Below are 12,351 nucleotides of genomic sequence, written 5' to 3' on the forward strand. Positions count from 1 at the left end.
GCGGACGCCGGGCAATGTCTTTTGCCGCATTTGCCTTCCACTTGCGGCGTGATCTGATAAATGGCTTTGGGACTGACGAGGGCATGAGGGCAATATGGCCGACCGTTTCCGCATTACTCTGGCACAGCTCAACCCCACTGTGGGCGATATCGACGGCAACGCGGCCAAGGCCTTTGTCGCCTGGGAACAGGGGCGCGAGGCCGGAGCCGATCTGGTTGCGCTGCCGGAAATGTTCGTGACCGGCTACAATACGCAGGACCTCATCATGAAACCGGCCTTTCATCAGGCTGCCATCGCTGCGGTCAACGATCTGGCGGGACGCTGCAAGGAAGGCCCTGCGCTGGCAATCGGCTGTCCCTGGGTCGAAGGCGATCAGCTCTATAATGCCTATCTGATCCTGAAAGGCGGCAAAATCGCCAGCAAGACCCTCAAACATCACCTGCCGAACGAAACCGTGTTCGACGAAGTGCGCCTGTATGACGCCGGTCCTCTGGGCGGCCCCTATTCGGTTGGAAATACCCGCATCGGCAGCCCGATCTGCGAGGATAGCTGGCATGAAGACGTGGCCGAAACGCTGGCCGAGACCGGGGCCGAGTTCCTGCTGGTGCCGAACGGGTCCCCCTATTTCAGAAACAAATACGACGTGCGGATCAATCACATGGTGGCGCGCGTGGTCGAGACCGGGCTGCCGCTGATTTATCTGAACATGGTCGGGGGACAGGACGATCAGGTTTTTGACGGCGGCACATTTGCGCTGAACCCCGGCGGTGAACTGGCTCTGCGCATGCCCGTATTCGACGAAGCCGTCACCCATGTCGATCTTGAACGCAGCGACGACGGCTGGCGCATCGCGCCGGGCGAGATTGCTCCGCAACCGGATGAATGGGAACAGGATTATCGCGCCATGGTTCAGTCCCTACGCGACTACATGGGCAAGACCGGCTTCAAAAAGGCAGTTCTTGGTCTTTCCGGCGGTGTCGATTCGGCATTGGTCGCGGCAATCGCGGTGGATGCCATCGGTGCCGAAAATATCCGCTGCGTTATGCTGCCGTCTGAATATACCAGCCAGGGTTCTCTCGACGATGCCGAGGCCGTCGCCAAGGCTCTGGGAGTCCACTACGATTACGTTCCGATTTCTGACAGCCGGTCCGCCGTGACATCGACGCTTGCGCCTTTGTTTGAAAGGCACGAGGCTGACCTGACCGAGGAAAACGTGCAATCCCGCCTGCGCGGCCTGTTGCTGATGGCGATCTCGAACAAGTTCGGTGAGATGTTGCTGACAACCGGCAACAAATCTGAAATTGCCGTCGGTTACGCCACAATCTACGGCGATATGAATGGCGGGTACAATCCGATCAAGGACCTGTACAAAACCCGCGTGTTCGAGACCTGCCGCTGGCGCAATGACAATCACCGGGACTGGATGATGGGCCCTGCGGGCGAAGTGATCCGGCCATCGGTCATCGACAAGCCGCCAAGCGCCGAGCTACGCGAAGATCAGAAGGACAGCGACAGCCTGCCGGATTATCCGGTGCTTGATGCCCTGCTGGACATTCTTGTCGATCAAGATGGTTCGATTGCCGATTGCGTTGCTGCCGGTTTCGACGAAAGCATTGCCAAAAAGGTCGAGCACCTGATCTATATCAGCGAATACAAACGCTTTCAGTCGGCCCCCGGCACGCGCCTGACGCGCCGTGCATTCTGGCTGGACCGGCGCTATCCAATCGTCAACAGGTGGCGTGACAGCGGGCAGTAATGCAGCGGATCGATAGCGGCTGCTCTGAGAGTCGTTAACCTCAATTCTTCAATCTGGCGGGTCAGTCGACATTGTTTCGAATGTGGCCGCATGATGGCAGTCAGTGTCAAGGGGCTGATGGCCTGTAACCTATTGAAAAGTTTTAAATACACGCCGAAAATTGAAGGCGCGAAAGGCGTTTTGCCACATTTTTGCCACAATTAAGAACCAAAGTTGCCTTAAGTGGGGCAAATGTGACGCAATGCAGCCAGAGAAGTTGCGGCATCGGTCATTCTTAAGTGGTGTGGACGCGCCTTGGGCATAGCTCAACAGGTGTGTGTCAGTTGAAGATAGTTGGTGCGAATATGTTTAACGATTACGAAAAACCCCTTCACGGGCCTATCAAATGGAAAACCATGGAATCGCCCGCATGTGAACTGGACGAAGAGGGCACAGATGCCGCAATCGCGGACTTGATGCGCAGCGAAGCCCGGGCACAGATTCCTTCTTCGGCGACCCGGACCCGCCCGGAATTCCCTCCGTTGGCCCCTTGTGATGACCCTGAACCGAACAGTGACCTGTCCGTTTTGGATGCAGTGAAACGGAAATGGGCTGCGTTTGCGGCCTGAGTTCTAATCAGCCCGCGAATTCAGAGATACTCATCACCAGCTGAACCCGGCCACAGCTAGGCGACAACGACAAAAGTCGTATCGCCCGAGTGACCGGATTAGCACCGATGCGGTTCAGCCCATCAACTGATAACTGACCGGGACAAAGCGGAAACCGTCGCCTCGTTTCTCAACATAGCCAGCCGCTGGGAACGGCATGTGATAGCCGATCATCGGCACCCGGTCGGCGGCCAGAAGACCCAGCACATCTCGCCGCGCGGCGGTGGCCGCAGCCTTGTCCATGTCGAATTTGACCTCCCAGTCCGGATGCGCGAATGACCAGACATAATGGTTGGCCAGATCGGCTGTCAGGATCAGCCGCTGCCCGTTGTTTTCGAGGTGATAAACCATATGACCGGGCGTATGCCCAAATGCCGCCTTGGCGGTGACCCCGGACACAACGTCGCCGCCGTCCTCAATAAAGGTCATTTTCTCGGCCAACGGCGTTACCTTTTCGGCAACCAGATCGCCGACCCGGTTTCCCGCGTCCTGCGCCGCCCAGAAATCATACTCGGCCGCTGCCGTGACATAACGTGCATTCGGAAAGGTCGGTGCGCCGTCGGTTGTCATGCCGCCAATATGATCGGGATGCATATGCGTCAGAACCACGACATCGATGGCATCTGGGGTGACACCGGCCTCGCTCAGGGCTGCCTGAATGCCACCCTGACCAAGCCCGGTGTCAAACAACACAAGCTCGGACCCGGTGTCGACAAGCGTCGGGGTGAAAAAGAACTGGGCCTGATCAGCGGGAATGAAGTTTTCCGCAGAAACACTGGCGAATTCCTCATCCGAGGCACCGCCGCCGAATATCTCCTTTGCGCCGTCCCGTGGAAAGCTGCCGTCAAGCAGGGTGGTGACTGTAAAGTCGCCCAGCTTGAAGGATCGGGTATTCGGTGTCGCGGATTTGGGCTCTGAACCGGCGGCGCGCGCAGGTGTCACGCCTGCTGCCAGTGGCAGGGCAATTGCAGCCCCCAGTGCCGAGCGACGGGTAAGTTTGATGGCCATGAAATGAACTCCCTGTCTGATCTGATGACTGATACATAGAACGCGTGGATTGCTCTTCCAGCCTGTCCGGGGCTGTGCTCCTTGTATTCACATGGTACCGTCGCTTCATGGCAAACAGCAGTAACAAAACCGTGCCCACTGATCAGAGCGTCGAAGCGTTTCTGGCAGGCGTGCAGCCCCACAGCAAAGCAGATGATGCGCGCAAGCTTGATCAGCTGTTTCGTAAGGTGACCGGTTTCACGCCCCTGATGTGGGGGCCGTCGATGGTCGGGTATGGCAAGTATCATTATCGCTACAAAACGGGGCGCGAGGGGGACTTTCTGGCGACCGGATTTTCACCGCGCAAGGCGGCGCACTCGATCTATATCATGCCGGGATATGCCGATTTCGGGGATATCCTGTCCCGTCTGGGTAAGCACAAGCTGGGCAAATCCTGCCTGTATGTGAACAAACTTGCCGATATCGATCTGGATGTTCTGTCCGAACTGATCCGCGCCGGGCTGGACGATCTTGACCGGCTCTGGCCCGTCGAACCGACCTGAGCGTCAGTTGGGACGGTGCTCCAACTCCATGGTGCCGAAGGGTGTTCGGCTGGACAATTGGCCAATCCTGTGACAAGAGCCGCGCCAACAGGAGACACCCATGACAACCACCCGTTTCGCCCCGTCGCCCACCGGTTACATCCATGTGGGCAACTTGCGCACCGCGCTGATGAATTATCTGATCGCCCGCAAGGCGGGCGGCACGTTCATCCTGCGTATCGACGACACAGACCCCGAGCGGTCGAAGGAAGAATATGTCGACGCGATCAAGCAAGATATGGAGTGGTTGGGCCTTCACTGGGACCGGATTGAGCGTCAGTCGGACCGACTGGACCGCTATGCCGAGGCAGCCGATAAGCTGCGCGAAATGGGCCGGTTCTATGAGGCATTCGAGACGCCGACCGAACTGGACCTCAAGCGCAAAAAGCAACTGAACATGGGCAAGCCGCCGGTCTATGACCGCGCCGCGCTGAACCTGTCAGATGCCGAGAAAGAGGCGTTGCGCGCCGAGCGTGGCAATGGTGTCTGGCGCTTCAAGCTGGATCACGAGCGGATCGAGTGGACTGACGGCATTCTGGGCGACATATCGATCGATGCGGCTTCGGTCTCTGATCCGGTGCTGATCCGTGGCGATGGTCAGGTTCTCTATACGATTGCATCGGTGGTTGATGACACCGAGATGGGTGTGACCGATGTTGTGCGTGGCTCGGACCACGTGACCAACACGGCCACGCAAATTCAGATCATCAAAGCGCTAGGCGGGACGTGCCCACGTTTCGCGCACCATTCGCTGCTGACTGGCCCGCAGGGTGAGGCGCTGTCGAAACGTCTGGGCACGCTGGCCCTGCGCGATCTGCGTGAGCAGGGCGTGCAGCCGATGGCGCTGCTTAGCCTGATGGCGCGGCTGGGTTCTTCTGATCCGGTTGAGCTGCGCGCGGATATGGCTGAACTGATCGAAGGGTTCGACGTGAACCGTTTTGGTGCAGCGCCCACCAAGTTCGATGTGCAGGACCTATTTCCGCTGACCGCGAAGCACCTTCAGTCGCTGCCTTTGGCAAACGTGGCCGAAGCAGTGGCCGAGGCTGGTGTTCCGGCAGAACTGGCCGAGCCGTTCTGGGCCATGGCCCGGGAAAACATCACCACGTTGGGCGATCTGAAGGGCTGGTGGGAGTTGTGTCGCGACGGGGCCGAGCCGCTGATCGCTGATGAGGACCGCGAATTCATTTCTCAGGCCATGACATTGCTGCCCGAGGGACCGTTTGACGGAGAAACCTGGGGCTCCTGGACCAGCGCCGTGAAAGAGGCGACGGGCCGCAAGGGCAAGGGCCTGTTCATGCCGCTGCGCAAGGCATTGACCGGCATGGAGCGTGGACCGGAGATGGCGACGCTGATGCCGTTGCTGCAGGTGATCCGCGCCCGGGGATGATGAGGCGCGGCTGACGGCGTACCTCCGGCGGCCGTATATTGAACAAGGTAAAGGGGTGGGCGCTGCGCCTGCCCCTTTTTGTTCTAAGCTGGCAGTCTGATTTTGGCGGAAATTTTGTGAAGGCGGTCGTCCACGAAATCAGTCTCAGCGGGTTTCAGTTGTTGATGACGCGGGTATCGAGGTTCCGCCCGGTCGTTCAGGATCGGAGCGTCCCAGCCGTCTGTGGTGGAAAAGAAACGGTCCGCGCCTTCCGGGCCGAAGGCGCGCAGATAGCCCTGAATGACCACGTCGATATAGCTGAGCAGGATCGGATGCCCCTCGGACGGGTCGCGATGCCGGTGCTCGGGCACGGCATAGACCGCAATCTCGACCTCATGCGACAGGGGGTGCGCGACCGATCGTGTTGTCGGGATACGGTCATAAGCCCATTCCCGTTCGTCCAGCGCGGCCCAGTCGTTTCCGGGCACATGCGCGATCATGCCATCGATTTCACTGTCCGGGTCAGGGATGGCAGTCAGAAAGGCAACTGCTCTCAGGTCGGTATGTCGCCACGCGCGCCTCCATCCTTGCAAACGGGCCGGGCGCGGGTCGGGAAAGTCGTGAGTGGCAAGGTTCACCAGGCTGCCATAGCCAAAGAAATAGGGGTCTGCCATGCGATGTGACGTCCTTTGAGCAATTGATGTATGTCAAACCGTTTTTTTGAAGCACATGCAATATGGGTCCGTCTCGAAATCTGAGGAGAGTACCCATGCGTATTACCAAAAGGACGAATATCGCTGTCCGCCTTCTGATGTATTGCGCCGCCCACCAGGATCGGTTGGTCACGAAATCCGAGATCGCCGAGGTTTGCAACATTTCGGAAAACCATCTGGCGCAGGTCATCAATCAGCTGAGCCAGCTCAAGTACCTGAGCACGCAGCGTGGTCGCAACGGCGGCATGTCTCTGGGTCGGCCCGCCGATCAGATCAGAATCGGCGAAGTCTTTCGTCACGTGGAAGGCGGGCTGCCGATTGCCGAATGTTTTGCTGATGCCGACAACACATGTCCGCTGACCGATGCCTGCCGGTTGCGGCTTGCACTGCAGGACGCGGCTCAGGCGTTTTATGCGTCGCTGGACGAGATCACGCTGGACGCTCTGGTTTGTGACAATACGCAGCTGCTGAAGATTTTGCAGCCGGTGGCCTGCGTTCGCTAAAGCGTATCGGGTTCTATCTGAAACGGAACGGGTCAGTCGCTGGCACGCAGGATGCGCGCGGGCCGGGCGGACAGGGGTCGCCATGCAAACAACAGACCCGCAACCAGCGTAACCGTCGTTCCCGCCAGAACGATGCCAAGCGCGGACGGCCAGATGATCACAAAACCGGTTTCGAAGATGAAACTGACGACGGCCCAGCTTCCCAACAGCCCCGATACCAGTGCCACACAGGCGGCGGCAGCACCCAGCAAGGCGGACCGCAGCGCGAAGCTCAGCAATATGCGCGTTCTGTCTGCGCCAAGGGCTTTGAGGACCGCAGCCTCGAACCGGCGTGCGGATTCACCGGCTGCGGCCGCTCCGATCAGTACGAGGAATCCGGTCAACAGCGATGCGCCCGCCCCATAGGACGTCGCCGTGGCCAGCCCGGCAAGAAGCCCGGAGACCCGGTCTATGGCGTCGCGGACACGGATCGCAGTAATGTTGGGAAAGCGATCTGCGAGCTCTTTTAGTATCGCGCTTTCGGCGTGTTCCTCGGCATAAACAGTTGCGATGAAGCTGTGTGGCGCCCCGGCAAGTGCCGATGGATTCATCGACATGACAAACCCCATGCCTGCGGTTGAAAAATCGACCTCGCGGAAGGATGTGATCTGGGCGGTGATGTCGCGGCCCAGAACATTGACGGTTAGCATGTCACCAAGTTGCAGCCCCATCTCCTGCGCTTCTTCGGCTGCAAAGCTGATCTGGGGGGTGCCACTGTAATCCTGTGGCCACCATTCACCGGCTGTTAGGCGCGTGTTTTCGGGCGGCTGGGGTGAATAGGTCAGGCCACGATCCCCTTCGAGAACCCAGTGGTCTCCGGCGATTTCGCTGGCCGGGCGGTCATTGATCCGGGTGATGATACCGCGCAGCATCGGTGCGCTTTCCACCCGGCTGACCGCCGGATCGCTTTCGAGGCGCTGGGAAAAGCCCTCCATCTGGTCTTTTTGAATATCCACGAAGAAATAGGACGGGGCCACCTCCGGCAGATTTCCGGTGATGGCCTTGCGCAGGTTGCCGTCGATCTGACCGACGGCTGCAAGCACCGACAACCCCAGCCCCAGTGACAAAACCACGGAAACCGCGCTTTCCCGTGGCCCGGATATCGCCGACAGCGCCCAGCGAAGGGCAGGGCGGCCCCGGGATCTTGGCACGGCAGCCCGTGCGGCAAGGCGGATCAGCAAGGCTGATACCGCCAGCAAGACAAGCGCCCCGATCACGCCGCCGGTTGTCCAGATCGTCAGCCGGTACGAGCCGCTGAACCATGCGGCAGCCGCGATCAGCACGATCAGCGCGAAAAGGGTTGTCACAAGGTATCTGGCCCGCGGCAGGGGCCGGGCCGATGAAAGGGCATCCCGGAACAGCGTCGCCGCCCGGACCTCCTCGGTTCGTGCCAGCGGCCACAGCGTGAAAAGAAATGCCGTCAGCAGACCATAAAGCGCGGCCTCGGCCATTGGCGCGGGATAGAGCGTGAATACTGCCGGAACCGGCAGCCGGGCCTCGATCGTGGAGGCCAAGAGGATGGGTGCAACCCCACCCAATGTGATCCCCAGAAGGATACCTGCGCCCGACAAAATGCCGATTTGCAGGAAATAGGTCTGAAACAGGGTCGCGCGATCCGCCCCTAGGGTGCGCAACGTCGCGATCGTATCTGTTTTCTCTGCCAGATAGGCGCGAACAGCGGCTGAAACGCCAATCCCGCCAACCGCAAGCCCCGACAACCCGACCAACACAAGAAACGCGCTGAGGCGCTGGACGAACTCGGTAATGCCGGGCGCGCCGTTGCGCGCATCCGTCCAGCGCATGCCGTTGCTTTTGAAATCCTGCCGGGCGGTTTCGGCGATCGTGGCCAGATCGGTCCCCTCGGGCAGGGCCAGACGGTATTTGGTCGAAAACAGCGTGCCCGGCTCAAGCAGCCCGGATGCCGTCAGATCCTTGGTTTGCACCATCGTACGCGGGCCAAGGCCAAATCCGTCTGCGGCCCCATCCGGTTCATGCTGCAAGGACGCCATCAGCACAAAGTCCTGCGTGCCCAGCCGAAAGCGATCGCCGGTCTCCAGATCCAGTCGGTCGATAAGCGCCGGGTCCATAACTGCGCCGGGGGTTCCATCCTGCCCGGCGAAAGCGTCCTCCAGCGGCATGTCGGGGGCCAGAATGACCGAGCCGACCAGAGGATAGGCACCATCGATGGCCTTGATCTGCGTCAGCGCGCGTTGGGTTTCGCCCCCGCGTTCTGTCACGGCCATGGACCGGAAATCTACGACCTCTGACACGGATCGCGCGTTTGAACGCATCCAGGTCAGCTCGTCCTCGGACGCAAACCTGTAGGTGAACTCCATCTGGGCGTCTCCCCCCAGCAGCGCCGCGCCCTCCTGCACCAATCCGGTTTCAATAGCTTCGCGGACCGAGCCGACTGCGGCTATGGCGGCAACGCCAAGGGCCAGACAACCCAAAAAAATCCGAAAGCCGCGAATACCCCCGCGCAATTCGCGCCAGGCAAGCCGCGCGGACAGGCGCAGGCTCATTCCGCGGCCTCACGCTCGACCGTTTCTGCCAGTCGCCCGTCACGCAGGCGAACGATGCGATCGCATTTGTCAGCCAGTTCGTGACTGTGTGTCACCAGAACCAGCGTCGCGCCATGCTTGTCGCGCAGCCCGAACAGCAGATCGATGATCGCGGCGCCGTTTGTTTCATCAAGATTTCCGGTGGGTTCATCCGCCAGCAGGATCTGCGGTCGCGGTGCCGAAGCGCGGGCCAGCGCAACCCTTTGCTGTTCCCCGCCCGACAATTGCGCCGGATAGTGGTCCCGGCGATGCGAAAGTCCAACGGTATCAAGCTCGGCCTCGGCCCGGGCAAAGGCATCTTTGTGACCGGCCAGTTCAAGGGGGGTGGCGACGTTCTCCAGCGCCGTCATGGTCGGGATCAGGTGAAAATTCTGAAACACGATGCCCATGTTGTCCCGGCGGAACCGGGCCAGTGCATCCTCATCCATGGTTGTCAGGTCGGCCCCAAGGGCATGAACCGTACCGCCCGTGGCCTGTTCCAGCCCGCCCATCAGCATTAGGATCGACGACTTGCCCGAACCGGATGGGCCGATCAGGCCCAGCGTCTCACCATGATTCACGGTCAGTGAGATTTCGTGCAGGATGTCGACCTTTCCGGCATTGCCATTCAGCGACAAAGCAGCATCTTTGAGGACAAGTACAGGTTTCGACATGGGGCCTTCCTGGGGAACTGGATCATTTGGGATATGGAGCGGATCAGAAAATGCGCAAGGTCTTGATGTCGGCCATTTTTGTCTGGTGCGGTTTTACAGCCACAGCCGAACCTGTGGTGATCGCTGCGCTGGGAGATTCGCTGACGCAGGGGTATGGGTTGGTTGAGCGGGATGGATTTGTCCCTCAACTGGATCGCTGGCTTGATGCACAGGGGGCAGACGTCCGGTTGATCAACGCGGGTGTGTCTGGTGATACGACCGCAGGCGGTGCAGCCCGCGTGGAATGGACGCTGACACCCGAGGTTGATGGAATGATCGTTGCGCTTGGCGGCAACGACCTGCTGCGCGGCATCGATCCCGCTGTATCCCGTGCGAATATCGAAAAAATTCTGATGGCGGCGCAACAGGCGGATGTCGATGTTCTTCTGGTCGGGATGAAGGCGCCGGGGAACTTCGGTGCCGAGTATAAATCTGCCTTTGATGCAATCTATCCGGATTTGTCCGGCGCATACGGCAGTCTCTATGCCGAAGATTTTTTAGCGGGCCTCGACGCGGAAAGCGATCCGAACGCTGCGCGGAAATTCATGCAACCTGACGGCATTCACCCGAATGCAGAAGGGGTCGCGCTGATTGTCCGGGATCTGGGGCCACAGGTTCTGCAACTGGTGGATAAAGCCAGGGAATAGGGGGGCACGTGCCGGGGCGTTTGTTCCTGACCCGACCAATTTCTGAGATCGCCGAAACACTCGGGGTGCCGGACGGCCAGTTCGCGGATGAAGGACCGCGCCGAAACATAAAGCCCGGTGAAGACGTCACCGTCCTGACGGACACCGGATTGACCACTATGCGCTGGGGCATGATCCCGGTGGGGCGCGTGAATGCACGCGGACGGCCTGTCATGGAGACGATCATCAACGCCCGGTCCGAAACCGTGTTTGACAAAACCGCGTTCAAGGATGTCGGTCGGGCCATCGTGCCTGTCGATGGCTGGTACGAATGGACAGGCGAAAAACGCCGGAAAACGGCGTGGCGCATAAGCTCAAAAGACGGCCGACCATTGTGGTTTGCCGCAATCACCGATTGTTGGCAGGCCCCAGGCGGTCTGCGCGTGGATCAGTTTGCAACCGTTACATGTGAACCGAATGAAGACGTGCGACCGATCCATCACCGGATGGGCGTTCTGTTGGATCAATCGGATTTCCACATATGGCTGAGTGGTGATCCTGACCAAGCTCTATCGCTTGCCCGCCCGTGGCCCGATGGGTTGCTGAGGATTGAAGAAGCCAGTGATGTGGACTGGACAGGACAATAAGCGGGCTTGTCAGACGACTGAAACAACGGTTCCGATCGGAACACGCTCATACAGGTCGATAACATGCTCATTCAGCATGCGGATACAGCCATTCGACACTGCGTGACCGATGGTTTGCGGCTGGGTGGTGCCATGGATGCGGAAATACGTATCCACGCCGTTCTGGAACAGATAAAGCGCCCGCGCGCCCAGAGGGTTGTCACCTCCACCCGGCTGCACATAGTCGTTATCCTTGAACTTGGCATAGGCCACGGGGTCCCGTTCGATCATCTCATCCGTGGGACGCCAGGTGGGCCATTCCTTTTTGACATCAATCGTGGCGGTGCCGGTAAATTCCAGCCCTGCCTTGCCGACACCGCAGCCATATCTGACGGCCTTGCGCGGCTCAGTCACGTAATACAGGTAGAATGATCTTGGAACGACCAGCAGCTGACCGGGCTGGAACTGTTTCTTGATCCGGACGAATTGCGGGGTCGGATCGTATTCCGTTGCCTTTTTGGCGCTTGATGTCCCGGGGGCGAGACTTGCAGCCGCCGTTACGGCCAGAAAATTGCGGCGCGTGATCATGCGGGCCTCATATACTTGCCAAACCAATTCCATTCAGTGTTGGCAGGATAACCGGTTTGGTCAATCGGGAGGCGAAAAGTAACTGACTTGTGATGTATTTTATACGCCACACACACGCGTACCCAGTCAGGGCGCGCGGAGGGTGTCAGACAGTGAAAGGTGGGCAATTTGCCCACCTTCGCAATGGCTTATGCCAATTCGATATTGTCCGCACTTTCGCGGCCGTCACGACCCGAGCGCAGCTCGTATGTGACTTTCTGGTTGTCGGCCAGACCGGTGAGGCCCGAACGCTCGACGGACGAGATGTGAACGAACACGTCCTTGCCGCCATCTTCGGGTGCGATAAAGCCGTAGCCTTTGGTGGTGTTGAACCATTTTACGGTGCCTGCGGGCATTCCGTTGTCTCCTGAATTGGTGCTGCCCACGGAATTGTGACAGCCTGGCGTCGTTGTCTGTATCGATAGACTGAACGCCGGAATCGGAGACAGTAGGTCGAAATAGAAAAACGTAAGCCCCATGGATATGGCATCGCACCGGGCACGAAGCAAGGGAAGTTAGCACATAAGTTCCGCTAACGATGGGATATTGGAGGAACTTTGCTCATCCGCCGCCGCGCGCGGAATGTTCATTTTGCCGGGCGAAACG

13 protein-coding genes are annotated in these 12,351 nt (G+C 59.3%); 7 read left to right on the forward strand and 6 right to left on the reverse strand.

The window, feature by feature from the left end; genetic code table 11:
• Positions 1-94: 94 nt before the first annotated feature.
• Together ACR0NA_RS13220 and ACR0NA_RS13225 are read left to right on the forward strand one after the other, a co-directional pair.
• Positions 95-1,756, forward strand: a complete 1,662-nt coding sequence (locus ACR0NA_RS13220) for an NAD+ synthase (protein WP_480729461.1) — start codon at positions 95-97, stop codon at positions 1,754-1,756.
• Between the two features lie 395 nt (positions 1,757-2,151).
• Positions 2,152-2,364, forward strand: coding sequence for a hypothetical protein (locus ACR0NA_RS13225; protein ID WP_480729462.1), 213 nt, complete (start codon positions 2,152-2,154; stop codon positions 2,362-2,364).
• 114 nt (positions 2,365-2,478) lie between these two features.
• Here the strand turns inward: ACR0NA_RS13225 and ACR0NA_RS13230 are convergent, their stop codons facing one another.
• A complete protein-coding gene (locus ACR0NA_RS13230) occupies positions 2,479-3,411 on the reverse strand; it encodes an MBL fold metallo-hydrolase (protein WP_480729463.1) in 933 nt (310 codons plus the stop codon).
• A 107-nt stretch (positions 3,412-3,518) separates the two neighbouring features.
• Between ACR0NA_RS13230 and ACR0NA_RS13235 the strand changes: the two genes are divergently transcribed.
• Both ACR0NA_RS13235 and gltX read left to right on the forward strand, forming a co-directional pair.
• The gene (locus tag ACR0NA_RS13235) at positions 3,519-3,953 is read left to right on the forward strand and encodes a DUF1801 domain-containing protein (RefSeq protein WP_480729464.1); all 435 of its coding nucleotides are present in this window, start codon (positions 3,519-3,521) and stop codon (positions 3,951-3,953) included.
• Between the two features lie 100 nt (positions 3,954-4,053).
• Positions 4,054-5,379 carry a glutamate--tRNA ligase gene (gene gltX / locus ACR0NA_RS13240; RefSeq protein ID WP_480729465.1) on the forward strand — a complete coding sequence of 442 codons (1,326 nt, stop codon included), beginning with the start codon at positions 4,054-4,056 and terminating at the stop codon, positions 5,377-5,379.
• Between the two features lie 83 nt (positions 5,380-5,462).
• Here gltX and ACR0NA_RS13245 read toward each other — a convergent pair whose 3' ends face one another.
• Complete coding sequence (locus tag ACR0NA_RS13245; protein WP_480729466.1) at positions 5,463-6,032, reverse strand: gamma-glutamylcyclotransferase family protein; 570 nt, start codon at positions 6,030-6,032, stop codon at positions 5,463-5,465.
• Positions 6,033-6,127: 95 nt separating this feature from the next.
• Here ACR0NA_RS13245 and ACR0NA_RS13250 point away from each other — a divergent pair, with 95 nt between their 5' ends.
• On the forward strand, positions 6,128-6,574 hold the full coding sequence (locus ACR0NA_RS13250; RefSeq protein WP_480451399.1) for an RrF2 family transcriptional regulator: 447 nt from the start codon (positions 6,128-6,130) through the stop codon (positions 6,572-6,574).
• A gap of 32 nt (positions 6,575-6,606) precedes the next feature.
• Here the strand turns inward: ACR0NA_RS13250 and ACR0NA_RS13255 are convergent, their stop codons facing one another.
• Positions 6,607-9,135, reverse strand: coding sequence for an ABC transporter permease (locus ACR0NA_RS13255; protein ID WP_480729467.1), 2,529 nt, complete (start codon positions 9,133-9,135; stop codon positions 6,607-6,609).
• Positions 9,132-9,827 carry an ATP-binding cassette domain-containing protein gene (locus ACR0NA_RS13260; protein WP_170654825.1) on the reverse strand — a complete coding sequence of 232 codons (696 nt, stop codon included), beginning with the start codon at positions 9,825-9,827 and terminating at the stop codon, positions 9,132-9,134. Before ACR0NA_RS13260 ends, ACR0NA_RS13255 begins: the two co-directional genes overlap by 4 nt.
• A gap of 50 nt (positions 9,828-9,877) precedes the next feature.
• Here ACR0NA_RS13260 and ACR0NA_RS13265 point away from each other — a divergent pair, with 50 nt between their 5' ends.
• Both ACR0NA_RS13265 and ACR0NA_RS13270 read left to right on the forward strand, forming a co-directional pair.
• Positions 9,878-10,513 (forward strand): arylesterase, encoded by a 636-nt coding sequence (locus ACR0NA_RS13265; RefSeq protein ID WP_480729468.1) that lies wholly within the window; start codon positions 9,878-9,880, stop codon positions 10,511-10,513.
• 8 nt (positions 10,514-10,521) lie between these two features.
• Positions 10,522-11,139, forward strand: a complete 618-nt coding sequence (locus ACR0NA_RS13270; RefSeq protein ID WP_480729469.1) for an SOS response-associated peptidase — start codon at positions 10,522-10,524, stop codon at positions 11,137-11,139.
• Positions 11,140-11,148: 9 nt separating this feature from the next.
• Here the strand turns inward: ACR0NA_RS13270 and ACR0NA_RS13275 are convergent, their stop codons facing one another.
• Positions 11,149-11,706, reverse strand: coding sequence for a L,D-transpeptidase (locus ACR0NA_RS13275; RefSeq protein ID WP_170654910.1), 558 nt, complete (start codon positions 11,704-11,706; stop codon positions 11,149-11,151).
• A gap of 188 nt (positions 11,707-11,894) precedes the next feature.
• On the reverse strand, positions 11,895-12,101 hold the full coding sequence (locus ACR0NA_RS13280; protein WP_155149991.1) for a cold-shock protein: 207 nt from the start codon (positions 12,099-12,101) through the stop codon (positions 11,895-11,897).
• Between the last annotated feature and the right edge of the window lie 250 nt (positions 12,102-12,351).

The organism is Ruegeria sp. C11 (assembly GCF_056537725.1).